Annotated in this window: 16 protein-coding genes; 11 read left to right on the top strand and 5 right to left on the bottom strand. The window is 74.2% G+C overall.

Annotated elements, in window-relative coordinates; translation table 11 throughout:
• The first annotated feature begins 46 nt into the window (after positions 1-46).
• The 7 genes from soxR (at position 47) to PATMI_RS0101625 (ending at position 5157) form a co-directional block, all read left to right on the top strand.
• On the top strand, positions 47-490 hold the full coding sequence (gene soxR, locus PATMI_RS0101655) for a redox-sensitive transcriptional activator SoxR (RefSeq protein WP_026909607.1): 444 nt from the start codon (positions 47-49) through the stop codon (positions 488-490).
• Between the two features lie 90 nt (positions 491-580).
• Positions 581-1732: an acetyl-CoA C-acyltransferase gene (locus tag PATMI_RS0101650; RefSeq protein ID WP_026909606.1), complete on the top strand. Its 1152-nt coding sequence runs from the start codon at positions 581-583 to the stop codon at positions 1730-1732.
• Positions 1733-1734: 2 nt separating this feature from the next.
• Positions 1735-2526: an MBL fold metallo-hydrolase gene (locus tag PATMI_RS0101645; RefSeq protein WP_026909605.1), complete on the top strand. Its 792-nt coding sequence runs from the start codon at positions 1735-1737 to the stop codon at positions 2524-2526.
• A gap of 246 nt (positions 2527-2772) precedes the next feature.
• Positions 2773-3090 (top strand): hypothetical protein, encoded by a 318-nt coding sequence (locus PATMI_RS0101640; RefSeq protein ID WP_026909604.1) that lies wholly within the window; start codon positions 2773-2775, stop codon positions 3088-3090.
• A 129-nt stretch (positions 3091-3219) separates the two neighbouring features.
• Positions 3220-3669, top strand: a complete 450-nt coding sequence (locus PATMI_RS0101635; protein ID WP_026909603.1) for an OsmC family peroxiredoxin — start codon at positions 3220-3222, stop codon at positions 3667-3669.
• A 43-nt stretch (positions 3670-3712) separates the two neighbouring features.
• On the top strand, positions 3713-4177 hold the full coding sequence (locus tag PATMI_RS0101630; RefSeq protein ID WP_084269477.1) for a MerR family transcriptional regulator: 465 nt from the start codon (positions 3713-3715) through the stop codon (positions 4175-4177).
• Between the two features lie 5 nt (positions 4178-4182).
• A complete protein-coding gene (locus PATMI_RS0101625) occupies positions 4183-5157 on the top strand; it encodes an aldo/keto reductase (protein WP_026909601.1) in 975 nt (324 codons plus the stop codon).
• Between the two features lies 1 nt (position 5158).
• Here PATMI_RS0101625 and PATMI_RS33615 read toward each other — a convergent pair whose 3' ends face one another.
• Positions 5159-6094 (bottom strand): hypothetical protein, encoded by a 936-nt coding sequence (locus PATMI_RS33615; RefSeq protein ID WP_026909600.1) that lies wholly within the window; start codon positions 6092-6094, stop codon positions 5159-5161.
• A 124-nt stretch (positions 6095-6218) separates the two neighbouring features.
• On the opposite strand from PATMI_RS33615, the gene PATMI_RS0101615 reads away from it, so the two are divergent.
• Together PATMI_RS0101615 and PATMI_RS0101610 are read left to right on the top strand one after the other, a co-directional pair.
• On the top strand, positions 6219-6488 hold the full coding sequence (locus PATMI_RS0101615; protein WP_026909599.1) for a hypothetical protein: 270 nt from the start codon (positions 6219-6221) through the stop codon (positions 6486-6488).
• Between the two features lie 167 nt (positions 6489-6655).
• Positions 6656-7240 carry a hypothetical protein gene (locus PATMI_RS0101610; RefSeq protein WP_026909598.1) on the top strand — a complete coding sequence of 195 codons (585 nt, stop codon included), beginning with the start codon at positions 6656-6658 and terminating at the stop codon, positions 7238-7240.
• 12 nt (positions 7241-7252) lie between these two features.
• Here the strand turns inward: PATMI_RS0101610 and PATMI_RS0101605 are convergent, their stop codons facing one another.
• Positions 7253-7930: a TetR/AcrR family transcriptional regulator gene (locus PATMI_RS0101605; RefSeq protein WP_026909597.1), complete on the bottom strand. Its 678-nt coding sequence runs from the start codon at positions 7928-7930 to the stop codon at positions 7253-7255.
• A 162-nt stretch (positions 7931-8092) separates the two neighbouring features.
• On the opposite strand from PATMI_RS0101605, the gene PATMI_RS0101600 reads away from it, so the two are divergent.
• Positions 8093-9595 (top strand): MFS transporter, encoded by a 1503-nt coding sequence (locus tag PATMI_RS0101600; protein ID WP_026909596.1) that lies wholly within the window; start codon positions 8093-8095, stop codon positions 9593-9595.
• A gap of 231 nt (positions 9596-9826) precedes the next feature.
• On the opposite strand, the gene PATMI_RS0101595 is transcribed toward PATMI_RS0101600, so the two are convergent.
• Positions 9827-13609 (bottom strand): hypothetical protein, encoded by a 3783-nt coding sequence (locus PATMI_RS0101595; RefSeq protein ID WP_157260565.1) that lies wholly within the window; start codon positions 13607-13609, stop codon positions 9827-9829.
• 295 nt (positions 13610-13904) lie between these two features.
• Between PATMI_RS0101595 and PATMI_RS26515 the strand changes: the two genes are divergently transcribed.
• Positions 13905-14675, top strand: a complete 771-nt coding sequence (locus PATMI_RS26515; RefSeq protein ID WP_245604047.1) for a lysophospholipid acyltransferase family protein — start codon at positions 13905-13907, stop codon at positions 14673-14675.
• 56 nt (positions 14676-14731) lie between these two features.
• On the opposite strand, the gene PATMI_RS0101585 is transcribed toward PATMI_RS26515, so the two are convergent.
• Positions 14732-15538, bottom strand: a complete 807-nt coding sequence (locus PATMI_RS0101585; protein WP_211241680.1) for an alpha/beta fold hydrolase — start codon at positions 15536-15538, stop codon at positions 14732-14734.
• Positions 15539-15612: 74 nt separating this feature from the next.
• Entirely contained in the window at positions 15613-15882 is a 270-nt protein-coding gene (locus PATMI_RS37760; RefSeq protein ID WP_036725073.1) for a glutathione S-transferase N-terminal domain-containing protein, read from the bottom strand.
• Positions 15883-15936 lie beyond the last annotated feature (54 nt).

Genomic DNA, 15936 nt, shown 5'->3' with positions numbered 1-15936 from the left:
GCCGCGCAGGGACGCGGGCGCGTCCCTGCGCGGCACGGGAGCCACGATGTCCCGGCAGCTGACCATCGGCGAGGTCGCGGAGCGCTCCGGCATCGCCGCGACGGCGCTCCGGTACTACGAGACCCGCGGGCTCATCGCGTCCGACCGGGCGGGCTCCGGCCACCGGCGCTACCCGCGCAGCGTGCTGCGGCGGCTGGCGTTCATCGTCTTCGCGCAGCGCGTCGGCCTGACCCTGCGCGAGATCGAGGAGACCCTCGCGTCGCTCCCCGGCGACCGCACCCCGACCCGCGCGGACTGGTCGACCCTGTCGGCCCGCTGGCGCACCCGGGTCGACGAGGAGATCGCCCAGCTCGAGCGCCTGAAGTCCGCGATGACCGACTGCATCGGGTGCGGCTGCCTGTCCCTGGACCGCTGCGCGCTGGCGAACCCCGACGACCGCGCGGCCGCCGCGGGCCCCGGTCCGATCGTCCTGCGCGACGCACGGGCCTAGCGGCCGGACGGCACGGATCTACCGCCGGTAGGAGTCGGGGAGCGCGGGCCGGTAGGCTCGCCCGGAGCCGTCTCTCCGAGGAGTCCCGCCGTGCCCGAAGCCGTGATCGTCGACGCCGTCCGCACCCCCATCGGGCGTGCCGTGAAGGGGTCGCTGAAGGACGTCCGTGCCGACGACCTGGCCGCCGCCCCGATCCGCGCGCTCATCGAGCGCAACCCGGGGGTCGACTTCGCCGAGACCGTCGACGTCCTCATGGGCGCCGCCAACGGCGACGGCGAGCACAGCTCGAACATCGCGCGCACCGCGTCCCTCCTGGCGGGCCTGCCGTTCGAGGTCCCCGGGGTGACGAGCAACCGCTTCTGCGCGTCGTCGCTGCACACGATCCGCACCGCGTTCCACGCGATCAAGGCGGGGGAGGGCGAGCAGTTCATCGCCGCCGGCGTCGAGGCCGTCTCCCGCTACGGCTCGGGGTCGCCGTGGGAGCTCAACCCGAAGCTGAACGGCTCCGACGGCGCGCTCTGCGACGTCTACATCCCGATGGGCCTGACGGCCGAGAACGTCGCGAAGCAGTGGAAGGTCTCCCGCGAGGCCCAGGACGCGTGGGCCGCCAAGAGTCAGCAGCGCGCCGTCGCCGCGCGCGACTCGGGGCACTTCGACAAGGAGATCGTCCCGTTCACGCTCGCCGACGGCACCGTCGTCTCGCAGGACGACGGCCCCCGCCCGGGGACGACGGTCGAGAAGCTGGCGGGCCTGAAGCCCGTCTTCGACCCCGAGAACGGCACGGTCACCGCCGGCAACGCGTGTCCGCTGAACGACGGCGCGGCGGCGACGCTGATCATGAGCGCCGAGAAGGCCGAGAAGCTCGGCCTCACGCCCCGCGCGCGGATCATCGCGACGTCGGTCGCCGCCCTGCGTCCGGAGATCATGGGCGTCGGCCCGATCCCGGCGATCCAGAAGCTGCTGGCGGCGACGGGCATGAAGATCGAGGACATCGACATCGTCGAGATCAACGAGGCGTTCGCGGCGCAGATCGTGCCGTGCATGGACGAGCTCGGCATCGACCCCGAGCAGCTGAACCCGTTCGGCGGCGCGATCGCGCTGGGGCATCCGTTCGGGATGACGGGCGCTCGCATCATGACGACGCTGATCAACGGCCTGGAGGCCAAGAACGCCCGGTACGGCATCGAGTCGATGTGCGTCGCCGGCGGCCTCGGCATGGCCGCCCTGATCGAGCGGATCTGACCGTGCCGGGCCGCCCGCGGGTCCGTCGCCGCGACCCGCGGCGGCTGCTCCACGGCCTGCTGACCTCCGCGCCCGAGCCCGTCGCCGACGGGGTCGAGCTCCTCCGCGGCGGGCTGACGCGGACGATGAACGTCGTCCTGATCGACGATCCCGGCGGCCCGGGCGTCGTCGTCCTCGACTCCGGGGAGGCCGGCATGGCGGCGGCGATCCTCGCGGCCGGACGGGCACGGGGCGGGATCTCGCGGGTGGTGCTCGGGCACGGCGATACCGACCACCGCGGCGGCGCCCCAGCGATCCGCGCGGCCGGCGGCGAACGGCCGATCCCGGTGCTCTGCCACGCCGACGCCGTCGCGCAGGCCGAGGGTTCCGGCGGCCGCGACTACTGGCGCCCGGAGCTCCTGCCGCCCGCGGTCCGGCGCTTCCACGCGGTGATGCACCACGTGTGGGACGGCGGACCGGTGACCATCGACGGGACCGTGGCCGCCGGGGACGAGATCGCCGGCTTCCGGGTGATCGACCTGCCCGGCCACGCGCCCGGCCAGATCGGCCTGTGGCGAGAGCGCGACCGCCTGGCGCTCGTCTCCGACGCCTTCTACATGACCGACATGTGGGGCCGCCCGCAGGAGCCCGCGCTCCCGCTGCCCGCGTACAACCAGGACACGGGCCTCGCCCGCGCGAGCCTCCGCGCGCTGGCCGCGCTCGACCCGCTGGTCGTGGTGCCGGGGCACCTGGGTCCGCTGCGCGGCACGGACCTGCGGGCGCGGCTGGAGCACGCGGCGGACGCCGCCGGCTGAGACGCCGCGGGCGGGGCGTCCCGGGAAGGAGCAGGGCCCCGGCGACCGAGATCGCCGAGGCCCCTGAGGAGAGAGGGTGCGCCACCGGCGCATGACCCACCTGCATGATGCGACAGGCCCCGCGGCGGGGCCTCTGACGACGGTCCCGAACGGAGCGAGGCGGTCTTGGACACCGGGAGTGACGACCGGCACGCACGCCCGGGCGGGGCGCGGCGCCGACGGGCCCGGCGGAGCTACCCTGGCCCGATGCCGCGAGCGCACCCCACCTGGCTGATCGCCCCGCTGTCGCTGATCGTCGGCTTCGGTGTCGCCGACGTCACGGGCGTGCGCCCGCTCGGCGGCATCGTGCTGTTCCTCGCCGCGCTCTGGTGCGGGCTCGAGTGGCGCCGGACCCGCGGACTGCCGGTCGCGCTCGGCCTCGTGGCCGTCTACCTCCTCGCCTTCGGGCTGTCGCACCCGCTCGGCAAAGCGATCGACTCCTGGCCCGCCGTGGTCCTCGTGAGCCTCGTCGTCGGCGCGATCGTCTGGGCGGCCACCGCGAAGCACCCCCGCGCGGCGCTCTGATCCGCGCCGGGCGCTCCCCCGCTCTCTGACCCGCACGCGCCGGGTGCCCTGTCCGGCCCCCGGGCGGCCCGCGCATGACGCCCCGGGCGCGGGGTACTCGTTCCTCGCGCAACCAATCAGAGGAGCAGCATGCCCGTCGCATTCCGCAAGGCCAGCACCGAGTGGCAGGGGACCGCCGCCGAGGGGTCCGGCAGCACCACGTTCGTCAGCTCCCAGGCCGGTGGGCCGTTCCCCGTCAGCCTCACGAAGCGGACGGACCAGGAGGACAAGACCCAGACGAACCCGGAGGAGCTCATCGCCGCGGCGCACTCCACGTGCTACGCGATGGCGTTCTCCAACGTCCTGTCGCAGAACGACACGCCGCCGACGAAGCTCGACGTCGACGTCCGCGTCGTCCTCGACAAGGCCGGCGAGGGCTTCGCGATCACGAAGAGCGAGCTCACGGTCGTCGGCGACGTCCCCGGCCTCGATCAGGACCAGTTCGCGAAGCTCGCCGCCGACGCGGAGCAGGCCTGCCCCGTCTCGAACGTCCTGCGCGGCAACGCCGAGATCTCGCTGAAGGCGACGCTGAAGTCCTGAGCCCTTGACCTGGAGTGCGCTCCAGGTCCTACCGTAGGTCGAGATGGCCACCGCACCGACCACCACCGCCGACACGCAGGACGGCGTCCTCGGACGTCCCGCGATCGCCGGCGCCGGCGGGCACTCGATCGCCGACGCCGCCCGGGAGACCGGGCTGACGCCGGACGCCCTGCGCTACTACGAGCGCGAGGGGCTCCTGCTGCAGCCCGTCGACCGGGCGTCGTCCAGCCACCGGCGCTACAGCGACGTCGACCTCGGCTGGATCCGCCTCGTCACGAAGCTGCGCGGCACCGGCATGCCGATCCGGTCGGTGCGGGAGTACGCCGCGCTCGTCCGGGCCGGCGAGCACACCGAGCCCGCCCGGCTGCAGCTGTTGGAGGAGCACCGCGAACGCGTGCTCGGCCAGCTCGACGAGACGCGGCGCAACCTCGAGGCCATCGAGCACAAGATCGGCATCTACCGCGAGCGTGCCCGCGAGGGCGCGCCCGAGAGGAGCGTCACCCCGTGACCAGCATCACCACCACCGCCCTCGGAGACCAGGGTCTCCGCGTCTCCCGCCTCGGCCTCGGCTGCATGGGCATGTCGGAGTTCTACGGCGCGACCGACGACACCGAGTCGATCGCCACGATCCACCGGTCGCTCGAGCTCGGGGTGACCTTCCTGGACACCGCCGACATGTACGGCCCGTTCGTCAACGAGGAGCTCGTCGGCCGCGCGATCGCCGACCGCCGGGATCAGGTCGTCCTCGCCACGAAGTTCGGCAACGTCCGCGACCCGGAGGACAAGGGCTTCCGCGGCATCGACGGGTCGCCCGAGTACGTGCGCTCCGCCTGCGACGCCTCGCTGCAGCGGCTGGGGCTCGACCACATCGACCTCTACTACCAGCACCGCGTCGACCAGACCGTGCCGATCGAGGAGACCGTCGGCGCGATGGCCGAGCTCGTCCAGGCCGGCAAGGTGCGGTACCTCGGGCTGTCCGAGGCCGCGCCGGACACGATCCGCCGCGCGCACGCGGTCCACCCGATCTCCGCGCTGCAGACCGAGTACTCGATCTGGGAGCGCGGCCCCGAGGCCGAGATCCTGCCGCTGCTGCGGGAGCTCGGCATCGGCTTCGTCCCCTACAGCCCGCTGGGCCGCGGGTTCCTGACCGGGAAGATCCGCACGCTCGACGACCTGGAGGACGGCGACTTCCGCCGTCATCAGCCGCGCCTGCAGGGGGACAACCTCGAGCAGAACATCGCGATCGTCGAGGCCGTCGACCGGCTGGCCGGCGAGCACGACGCCACCGCCGCGCAGGTCGCGCTCGCCTGGGTCCTCGCCCAGGGCGACGACGTGGTGCCGATCCCCGGCACGAAGCGCCGCACGTACCTCGAGGACAACGCCGGCGCCGTCGACATCGCGCTCTCCGAGGACGACCTGCGCCTCCTCGACGACACGGGTGCCGCGGCCGGGGACCGCTACCCCGACATGTCCTCGATCGACCGCTGAGCTACGCGGGGTCGCGGTCGGACGACCGCGACCCCGCGTCGGGCCGCTCACCGCCGGTCGGCCTGTCGTCGGCCGGCCCGGTGCCGGGTCCGTCGGCGTCCCCGCGCCCGCCGTCATCGCCCGACGCGGGTGCGTCGGCGGACGTCCCACCGGTCCGCGACCCGCCGCCCCACACCGACACGGGGTCGTCGTCCGCCCGGGCCTCCGGGCGGACCGGGCCCGTCCACGCGTCGGCGTCCTGGGCGACCGGCTCCGCCCGCCTCGCGGCGGCCCCGGCCTCGGCGGCGACCAGGCCCAGGTAGAGCACCGTGGCGACGATGCCGCCGAGCACCGTGACGAAGGCGCCGAACAGGACCTGCACGAAGGACCCGCCGACCTCCCCGAGCTGGAGCGCCCCCAGGGTGACGAACGCCCCGGGCAGCAGGAGCAGCACCATCAGGAGCAGCGTGACGAGCACCGGCCGCCAGAGCGGGGCGACGAGGTCGCGGCTGCGGGTGAGCGCGGCGAGCGCCCCGGTCCGCTCGACGACGACCACCGGTGCCGCGACGGCCCAGATCGTCATCAGGAACAGGCCGGGGACGATCAGCAGGAACAGACCACCGATCGTGCCGATGAACGTGATCAGCAGCACCAGCAGCAGCTTGTCCGCGAGCGGCGCGATCCGCCGGAAGAGCGGGCCGGGAGTCGGCTCCGCGGGCGCCGTCCCGGTCTCGGCGTCGTGGACCGCCGCGACGACGACGCCGAGCATCAGCGTGTTGAGGACGATCGACACCGCCAGGGCGAGCGCCGCCGCCCCCGTGTCGATCAGCGCGTAGGAGACCATCGCCTGCACGAGCCCGAAGACGAGCGCCACGGGATAGAGCAGCACGAACTGCGTGCGGAGGAGCTCGATCGACCGGCGGACGACGTCGCCGGGCACGAGGGGCGGGGTGGCCATCCCTGGATGATGGCGGTCGGGGCGCTCCGGCGGGCGCAGACGTGGCGCCTTGCCGCTCGGCGCGCTCAGGATCCTCCCAGCGGGGCCTCGGGTGGCTCCCACCGGCCGGGGCGAAGCTGCACCCATGTTCGGGACGACGACCTGGCCCACCCAGACGACGCAGCCGCACGCGGCGCCGGCCGGCGGCGACGCCGGACCGGACCGCCCGGTCCTCCGCATCCGCGTCACGCGGCGTGCCGCGTGCTCCCACCGCGTCCGGCGGGAGGTCCGCCTGCCGCGGGTCCTGCGCGCCGACACGTACGTCGTCCGCGTCTGCCGCCCGGCCGGCGGCGACGTCCTGCGGATCGCGCGGACCACCGGCGGCACGCCGCACCGGGCGGGGCTCGCCCGGTGAGCCACGCACACCCGCGGACGGGGACGTCGACGTGACGCCCCCGCCACCACCCGGGCGGCCGGCCGCGCGGCCGCTCGGGGAATGTGCAGGATCGGTGCGCATTCCCCGAGCGGCCCCGGGGGAGGCCGCCGTCCGCACCACCGGCGGCGTTCCGGCACGATCCCGGTGTGCCCCGCCCGACCACGGCCGCCGTCGTCGCCGTCGCCCTGCTCGGGGCAGCGGTCGCCGGGTGCGGCGACGACGCCGGGACGCCGACCGGCGCGGAGGGCGCCGCGCGGCCGGGCGCCACCGCGACCGCCGGCGCGGGGCCCGCGACGACGGCCGGGCGGCCCGGGACGACGGCCGAGGATCCCGCCACGAGACCGTCGACCGCGACCTCGGCCGGCGCCCCGACGACGACCCGGTCGGTCCCGGGCGCCACGACCGACGACGTCGCCCCGCCGCCCCGCGGCTGGGACGCGACGTGCCCCACGGCCACCAGGTCCCCGATGGGCTGTCGGGCCGTCCGGGGCCGGGTGTTGTCGATCCAGTCCTACGACCCCGACGGGGACGGCGACCTGCACGTCGTCGCGATCGGCGGCGACGTCACGCTGCCGGGCATCACGGTCTTCGACGTCCGGGCGTCGCTGCGCCCGGCCCGGGACCCCGTGAAGGGCGAGTACGTCACCGGGGCCGGCCCGGTCTTCCGCGGCAGCCTGAAGCAGCGGCAGATCCAGGTCGACGCGTTCCGCGTCTGGCGATCGCGACGCTGAGGGCGGCCGGCGTCAGCCGCGCGGCGGGCGCCAGCCGGTCATCGCGGCGGTGAGGCCGTCGTCGTCCAGCGGCGTGGCGGTGATCGGCGTGCGGGCGCCCGGCTGCGCCCGGAGGCCGTCGAGCACGACGGTGAAGAGGCGCTGCCACACGTCGGGGTCGACGTCCCGGGTGTAGTCGACGAGGGCACCGACCATCAGCTGGATCAGCGGCATGTCGGTCGTGACGACGTCCGGTCGCAGGCTGCCGTCGGCCTGGGCCCGCTCGACGAGGCGCCGGACGAGCGGCTCGATCCGCTCGCGCCCGGCCATCGCGCACCCGGTCGAGGTGCCCATCCGCGCGCCGAGCAGGAGCTCCTTCAGCCCGCGGTTGGCGGCCTGACGCTCGGTCGCGCTGCGGACGAAGTGCTCGAGCCCGCCCCAGGGGTCGTCGATCGCGAGCCCCTCCTCGGCGATCGCGACGATGCCGTCGAGCTGGTCGTCGAACAGCGCGTCGATCAGCGTCTCCTTGTTCGGGAAGCGCCGGTAGACCGTCCCCACGCCGACCTCGGCGTGCTGGGCGATCTCGTCGAGGCTCGCGCCCAGGCCCCGATCCGCGAAGACCTCGGCGGCGGCGTCGAGGATGCGACGCCGGTTGCGCTCGGCGTCACGGCGCAGCGGGCGGGCGGCCGGGTCGTCGGCGGTCGTCTCCATGAGGGACAGGCTAGCCCACGATCACTATGCGGAGGGTCACACTCCATATGGAGGACACGCCTCCGCTTTCGTGCTACGGTGCTCCGGAACGCCGGGTGGGAGGCGCTCCCGACCCTCGGGGCACCGATCCGCCCGGCACCGCATCCGTCCGAAGGACCTCGCATGTCTTCCTCCCCGACCGAGACCACGGTCGATCCACACCACGAGCGGCGCTGGCTGATCCTCGGGATCCTCGGCATCGCGCAGCTGATGGTCATCCTCGACGCGACGATCGTGAACATCGCGCTCCCGTCGGCGCAGGGCGACCTCGGCTTCTCCGACGACAACCGCCAGTGGGTCATCACGGCCTACGCGCTGGCGTTCGGCTCGCTGCTGCTGCTCGGCGGCAAGATCGGCGACCTCATCGGCCGCAAGCACGTCTTCATCATCGGCCTGCTCGGCTTCGCCGCGGCCTCCGCCGTCGGCGGTGCCGCCGGCAGCTTCGGCGTCCTCGTCGTCGCCCGTGCGCTGCAGGGCGTCTTCGGCGCGCTGCTCGCGCCGGCCGCGCTCTCGATCCTCACCACGACGTTCACCGACCCGCTGGAGCGCAACAAGGCGTTCGGCGTCTTCGGCGCGCTCGCCGGCGTCGGCGGCGGCGTCGGGCTGCTGCTCGGCGGCGTCCTCACCGAGTACCTGTCGTGGCGCTGGTGCCTCTACGTGAACCTCGCCTTCGCGATCCCCGCGGCCATCGGCGCGTTCACCGTCCTGCACTCCAACACGCAGCACGGCACCGGTCGGCGTCCGCGTCTGGACGTCCCCGGCACGGTCGCGGTCACCGGTGGCCTGTTCGCCCTCGTCTACGGCTTCTCGAACGCCGAGACCAACGGCTGGGGCGCCCCGCTGACGATCATCATGCTCGCCGCCTCCGTGGTGCTCCTGGCCGCGTTCGTCGCGATCCAGCTGCGCGTGAAGGAGCCGCTGCTGCCGCTCCGCGTCGTGCTGGACCGCAACCGCGGCGGCTCGTACCTGGCCATCGGCATCGTGTCGACCGGCATGTTCGGCGTCTTCCTGTTCCTGACGTACTACATGCAGCGCACGCTGGAGATGCGTCCGGTCGAGACCGGGCTGGCGTTCCTGCCGATGAACTTCTCGATCATGGGCGTCATCGCGGTGGCGAGCACGAGGCTCCTGCCGCGGTTCGGGCCGCGCCCGCTGATCGCCGGCGGCATGGCGCTCGCGGCGATCGCGATGGCGATCTTCGCCCAGCTGGAGACGAGCTCCGGCTACGCGACCGGGGTGCTGCCGGGCCTGATCGTCATGGGCCTCGGCATGGGCCTCGTGTTCTCGGCCGCGATGGCCACCGCGACGCTCGGCATCGAGCCGCGCGACGCCGGCGTCGGCTCGGCGATGGTGAACACGACGCAGCAGGTCGGCGGCTCGATCGGCACCGCGCTCCTGTCCACGCTCTTCGCCAGTGCGGCGTCGGGGTTCGCGGCCGACAACGCCGGCCGGTTCCAGGGGCAGCAGCTCGTCCTGGAGTCGTCGATGCACGGCTACGTGACGGCCTTCTGGATCGCGTCGGGGATCCTCGCCGTCGGCGCGGTCGTGGCCGGGACGATCCTGCGCCCGGGCGCCCAGGTCCAGCCGGAGGGCGAGCCGGGCGGCGCGCCCGCGATGGCCCACTGACCCCCGGGGCCACCCGGTCCGGCCCGTCCGACAGGACGCGGCCGGCCGGGGCCCCGGACCGACCCGCGGGCGCCGGCGACCGGCGCCACCCGGGAACACCGACGGCCCGCGCGAGCGGGCCGTCGTCGTTCCTGCGGATCTCCGGTCGGGTGGCGTCGCCCGCCCGACCGCGTCCGTCGTGCCGTCGCCGCGCGCCGGACCGGGATCACCGGACCGGCGCGCGACCGCCGGTCAGCTCGAGCAGACCGGCAGGATCTGCGTGCCGAGGAAGTTCAGCAGGTTGATGTTCAACCCGATGACCTTGATCGACATCGTCCGGGCGCCGCCGCAGGCCAGCTGGCCCGCCGAGACGTTGTCGAGCTGCGCACCGAAGAGCCCCTTGGTGCCCTTCAGCCACACGATGCGGTTGTTCGCCGTCGCGGGGCTCGCCGGGGTGCCGATCTTGAACGACTCGATCGTCGGCGGGAACTTGATCTCCCCGATCGAGAACGGCTGGTTCCGCGAGTCGAAGAACGCGTAGAGCCGCGGGATGCTCTGCGTCAGGTAGCTGAACGTCGGCCCGTCGCCCAGGTCGAGCTGCAGGTTCCGGAACCGCAGGTTCGACACCGACACGTTGTCCGAGCCGACCGGCAGCGACGCGTTCAGCGTCGTGAACTGGCCGGCCGCGAGCGTGCCCGCGTCGTCCAGGTCGATCGACGTCTTCGCGACGTACGGCCGGTTCTTGCCCGCCGCGCCCCCGCCCGAGAGCAGGTTGGGGTTGTCGCGCCGGCAGCCGCCCGCGGAGTCGACGCAGACGTTCAGCGTCCGCGGGACGTTGTCGAGCGCCAGGTCGAGCTTCGGGATCGACCCGAGGTTCGTGGCGTTCAGCTCCAGCCGCGCGAGGTTCGCCGCGTTCCCGAAGACCAGCCGCGTCGGCTGGCCGTCGGCGAGGATCGCCTGCACGCTCGTCGACGCGGACGTCTTCGAGAACCGGCCGGTGATCTGCGACGCCGGGCCGCTGTCGTTCGGGGTCGACGCCTGCAGGCGGATCGGCTTGCTGCGCGTCTCGTCCTGCCCGAGCGTGATCGCGATCGGGTCGAGCCCGAGGCTCAGCGACTTCAGGCCGGTCAGGCGGACGGCGACGCCCACCTGGTCGGCCGACCCGCTCTCGTACTGGAACAGGTCCTCGACGGCGTCGTCGTTCGAGCCGTCCTCCTTCAGGCCGGTCACCGGCAGCGGCGTGGAGCCCGCGGCGAGCCGGAGCTCACCGATCGCGGCCTCGCCGTCGCCGATCGACAGCTCGGCGAGCGGTCGGGCGGTCGGGCCGTCCTGCTTCGGCAGCCCGAGCGCGAACGACCTCGGCACGTCGCGGATCGCGGCGGAGATCGAGTCCGCCCCGTCGAGCAGCGGCACGCCGTCGGCGCCGAGGCTCAGCCGCGCCACGCGGGCGTTGGCGTCGTAGGCGAGCTTCGTGCCGCCGGCGCCGTCGTCCTGGAGCGCCAGCTTGAACGCCGTCGGCAGGTCCTCGATCGCGGCCGTCACGTGGATCGGCGTCGTGGCGCCCTCGCCGGGCGGCAACGTCGCGTCGACGCGGAACGGCTTCGACACGCCGGTCGTGGCCTCGAGCGTGACCGGATCCGGGTCCACCGTGATCGACCGCAGCTCGAACACCCGGGCGGCGAGCCGGAAGTGCCCGCCGGTGGTGTCGAGGAACGCGCCGGCGTCGTCGCCGGAACCGGGCACCTGCGGGAAGTCGGAGCCCGCGTCGGTGGCCTCGATCTCGAGCTTCTGCACGGCGACGCCTTCGGCCGTCAGGCCGAGCGCACCGTCGTCGTCCCCGCCGCTGACCGCGATGGAGCCGTCGCCGGAGACGCCGGTGAGCCGGACGTGCAGCCGGTCGGCGCCGTCGACGAGCGGGATGCCCGAGCCGGCGACGTCGATCGTGTCGATCGGGCTGTCGGCGGCGTACCGGAGCCGCGTGCCGTCGGGGCCGTCCTCCAGGCCGATCGTGAGCGCCTTCGGCAGGTCGCGGATCGCGGCGGTCACGTGGACCGGCGCGGCGCCCGAGCTCCTGCCGGGCACGGTCGCGTCCACGAGGAACGGCCGGACGACGCCCGTCCGCAGGGAGAGCGACACGGGGTCGGTGCCGACCGTGATCGACTCCAGCGCGTAGATGCGGGCCGCCAGGCGGAGGCCGTCGGTGGTGTCGACGAACGCACCGGCGTCGGTGCCGTCGCCCGGGACCTCCGGGAACGGCCGGTCGCCCTTCGTGGCGGCCACGTCGATGCGATCGATCTTCACGCCGTCGGCGACGAGGCCCAGGCGGCCGTCATCGGTCGAGGGCGTCCGGAGCGCCAGGGCGCCGTTCCCGGAGATCCCGTCCAGCGACAGCTTCACGCGGTCGGCGCCGTCGACGAGCGCGAGGCCGTCGGCGGCGACGTCGATGCGGTCGATCGGGGCGCTGGCCTCGTAGGTCAGGCGGGCGCCGTCCTGGCCGTCCTGCACACCGAGCTTCAGGCTCTCGGGCAGGTCCTGGATCGCGAGCGCCAGGTGCGACGGCGCGGCACCGGAGCCCTTCCCGGGCACGGTGGCGTCGACGCGGAAGGGGTGGACCGCGCCGGTCCGGATCTCGATCGCCGCCGGGTTCGGGGCGACGGAGACGGACCGCAGCTTGAAGACCCGCGCCGCCAGGCGGAACGTGCCGCCGGTCGTGTCGAGGAAGGCGCCGTCGTCGTCGTCGGCGCCGGGCACGGCCGGGAAGTCGGCGGTCCCGCCGGTGGCCTGGACCTCGATGCGGTCGATCTCGCCGTCGGCCGTCAGGCCGAACGCGTCGCGGTTCGTCTCCGGTGCCCGCAGGCCGAGCGAGCCCTTCACAGGCATGCCGAGGAGGTCGGCGCGGAGGCGGTCGGCGTCGCCGATCAGCGGCTTCTTCGAGCGGAGGTCGGCGGTCAGCCGGCCGATCGAGCTGCCGTTCCCGTCGTACGCGATGCGGCCGGCGTCCTGCTGGAACGCCAGGTCGAGCTTCGCGGGGACGGCGCGCAGCGCGACGTCCGCGCTCAGGTCGGGCGTGGTGACCGCGGCGGTCAGGAGCCCGCCGGGGCGGTTCGTCGTGGCCGTCACCGCGGTCGCGCCGGAGAGGTTCGCGGTGAACGTCGCCGCGTCGGGGGCCTGGCGGTAGTCGAGCCGGGCCTGCGTGGCGTTCGTCCGGGCGTCGGGCGTGCCGTCGAAGACGCCGGCGAGGATCGCGACGCGCTCGCCGCGGCCGCTCTGCGTGACCGTCGCGGTCACGCTCGGGCCGGGCTTCAGGAGGGTGTCCGCGGGAGTGGAGATCGTGAAGGACGACGGCGCGCGGTCGTCGCGGCTGTCGTAGCCGACGTTGATGCGGCGGCCGCCGAGGACGGTCGCGCCGGGGTCGCCGACGATCGCCTCGACCTGCACCGGGAGCTGCGACGTCTCGCCGGGCGCGCGCTCCACCTTCAGGCCGACGGCGTTCTGGCCGACGAGCGTGATGGTGCCGACGAGGTCGGCCTGCGCGTCGTCGTCGACGTTCAGGGCGGTGGGGACGCCGAGCTGTGCGACCTGGGTGCGGGTGACGATCGTCCCGTCGGCCCGCTTGAACCGCGTCTGGAAGCGGTAGTCGAGGATGCTCGCGTTGCACGCCAGGGTCGTCAGGCCGTCCGTGATCGGCGAGAGGCCGCCCGTCACGGGGTTCTTGACGACGCCCGACACCGCGGTCAGCGGCTGGCAGAGGAGTCCCTGCACGACGGTGCCGACGCCGTTCTGGCCGCCGAGCAGCCCGAGGACCGGGGCCAGCGGGTTCGCGGCGGGCGTCGCGGCCGCGGTGGTCGCGCCGCCGGTCGGCGTGGTGCCGGTCGCGGTCGTCGGGGCCTTCGGGGTCGTCGGCTGCAGCACGCCGCCGACGAGCCCTCCGAGATTCCCGAGCAGCCCGGCCTGCGCGGGGGTGGCTGCGGCGAACGTGCCCACGCACGCCGCCGCGGCCAGCACGCCTGTCGCGCGCCGTCCTGATGTCCTCACTGGTGCTCCCTCGTATACGCGTTGATGGTCGTTGCGCACACCGCCGGGGACGCGGTAAGGCCTCGAAGGCGCCCAATCTGACCACTCGCGCCATTCGTGTCAAGGGGGTATCACCTAGGTCACATGTCGGAAACCGACGGTCGCGGAGACGCAACACCGTTCACCTCTCGGAGGTCGAGACGCCGCAACACCGTTCACCTCACGAGCAGTCGGAGCGCGACGACCGCGTGCACCTCGCGGGCGGTCGGGACACGCGCCCGCCACCCGGGCCGCCCACCGCTGCGATGATGGCCCCGTGGCTGCTGCCGACGTCCCGCCGACCGCGACCCGCACCGAGCGGATGACCCCGATGTACGCGCTGGTGATGGCGATCGCCGGCGGCGTCGTGAAGCACTGGGGGCGCCTCGAGGTCGCGGGGACCGAGCACCTGCCGCTCGAGGGGCCCGTCCTCCTCATCGGCAACCACGACAGCAACTGGGACCCGGTCGCGATCGGCAAGGCCGGCGAGTCCCGCCGCCAGATCCGCGCGCTGGCGAAGTCGACGCTGTGGAAGACGAAGCCGCTGGCGTTCGTGATGAACGGCATGGGCCAGATCCCCGTCCGGCGCGGCCAGGGCGACGCCCACGCGCTCGACACCGCGATCACCGAGCTCGCGTCGGGCGCCTGCATCGGCGTCTTCCCCGAGGGCACGATCTCCCGCGGCGCCTACCTGCGTCCCCGCAGCGGGGCCGGGCGGCTGGCGCAGGCCGTGCCCGCCGCGACGGTCGTCAGCGTGAGCGTCACCGGGACGGTCGACCTCGTCCGGTTCCCGCTGCGGCCGACCATCCGGGTCGAGTTCTTCCCGCCCCGCGACGGGCAGCTCGCCGCGGGCGAGGAGCCCGGCGCGTTCATGGTCCGCGTCGTGGAGGAGATCCGCGAGCGGGCGCCGATCGCGATCCCGGGGCGCAGGAAGACCGCGGCGAAGTACCGCCGGGCGCAGGAGGAGCGCGCCGCCGAGGAGGCCGGGAAGACCCGCGTCGAGGGCGCGCCCGCGACCGACGAGGACCTCGAGACCGCGACGGGCTGAACCCCGCGGCCCGCCGGACGCCGTCCGGCCTGCCGGTGGCCGAGGCGGTGGCCGTCCTACGCCCCGGTGCGGTCCAGGATCAGCCGGATGGTCTGCTCCGGCTGGTCCCAGTGCGGGAAGTGGCCGCACTTCTCGATCCACGTGAGGTCGGCGTCGGGGAACGCCTGCTGCGCGCGCGGGGCCTGGCTCGTGAACGTGACGCGGTCCTGACGGCCCCAGACGAGGTGGATCGGCCCCCGGGCCTCGCCGGCCGCGAGCCCCTGCTGCAGCGGGCCGTGCCAGAGCGCGTCGAGCGTCTTCGAGAAGCCGGGGGCGGCCGCGAACGCCCGGAGCTCCTGCAGGACGAGGTCCTGGGGCAGCGCCCACGGCCGCGCCGAGAACTGCGCGAGCAGGGCCGTCCGGGTGACCGGGTTGCCGGTCAGGACGGGCAGCGCCTTCTGGAGCCCCATCACGAGCTTGTACGACGCGGCGACGGAGACGCCGAACGTCTTGCGCTCGCGGGTGCTCCAGAACCCGCCGGGGTCGAGCGCGACCGTGGTCCCGACCTTCTTGCGCCGCGCGAGCTCGAGGGCGAGCCGGGCCCCGAGGGACGAACCGACGACATCGACGCCGTCGAGCCCGTGGGCGTCGATGAACGCCTCGAGCCGGTCGGCGATCGCGACGATGGTCACGTCGCCCACGAGCTCGGGAGCGGCCCCGTGCCCGGGCAGGTCCGGGCTGATGACGTCGCGCTCGGCGGTCAGGCCCGGGAGGATCGCGTCGAACGAGTCGCGGTCGCCGCCCAGACCGTGGATGGCCAGGAGCGGCGAGCCGGCGCCGGAGCGCTTGAACGGCAGGGTGTCGGCGGAGGCGGTGGTGCTCAAGGGGTTCCAGACTCCCGGCGCGTGGCCGGGGTGGGGGTCCCTCGAGCGCTACCCGGCCGGGGCTGCCGCGACGCTCACCCCGTCGGCAGGTTCCCCTCGCGGACCCGCGCGGCCATGTCCTTGGACTCGGCGCGGTAGACCTCGCCGTCGGCCAGCTCGAGGACCGGCAGCTTGCTCTGGCCGCTCAGCTCCTCGACCTTCGGGCGCTTGCCCTTGCCGAAGCCGTGCTTGACGATCTCGTAGTCGATGCCCTGGGCGTCGAGCTCCTTCTGGACGACCCAGCACGCGTCGAGGTTGACGTGCAGGAACGTGTAGCTGCACCGGTGGAGCTTGACCTTGGCCATGTCGGCACCGTACCCGCGGGGCCGCGGGCGCACCAGCGGTCGTCGGGGCGGGCG

The organism is Patulibacter minatonensis DSM 18081, assembly GCF_000519325.1.
GTDB lineage: Bacteria > Actinomycetota > Thermoleophilia > Solirubrobacterales > Solirubrobacteraceae > Patulibacter > Patulibacter minatonensis.
Note: the sequence above shows the minus strand (reverse complement) of the source record. Positions and strands in the feature narration are given on the sequence as shown.

Bases quoted from the DNA above. Each gene is read 5' to 3' on its own strand.
- soxR (WP_026909607.1), top strand. From the start codon at position 47: ATGTCCCGGCAGCTGACCATCGGCGAGGTCGCGGAGCGCTCCGGCATC.
- PATMI_RS0101640 (WP_026909604.1), top strand. From the start codon at position 2,773: ATGCCGCGAGCGCACCCCACCTGGCTGATCGCCCCGCTGTCGCTGATC.
- PATMI_RS0101635 (WP_026909603.1), top strand. From the start codon at position 3,220: ATGCCCGTCGCATTCCGCAAGGCCAGCACCGAGTGGCAGGGGACCGCC.
- PATMI_RS0101630 (WP_084269477.1), top strand. From the start codon at position 3,713: ATGGCCACCGCACCGACCACCACCGCCGACACGCAGGACGGCGTCCTC.
- PATMI_RS33615 (WP_026909600.1), bottom strand. From the start codon at position 6,094: ATGGCCACCCCGCCCCTCGTGCCCGGCGACGTCGTCCGCCGGTCGATC.
- PATMI_RS0101615 (WP_026909599.1), top strand. From the start codon at position 6,219: ATGTTCGGGACGACGACCTGGCCCACCCAGACGACGCAGCCGCACGCG.
- PATMI_RS0101605 (WP_026909597.1), bottom strand. From the start codon at position 7,930: ATGGAGACGACCGCCGACGACCCGGCCGCCCGCCCGCTGCGCCGTGAC.
- PATMI_RS0101600 (WP_026909596.1), top strand. From the start codon at position 8,093: ATGTCTTCCTCCCCGACCGAGACCACGGTCGATCCACACCACGAGCGG.
- PATMI_RS37760 (WP_036725073.1), bottom strand. From the start codon at position 15,882: ATGGCCAAGGTCAAGCTCCACCGGTGCAGCTACACGTTCCTGCACGTC.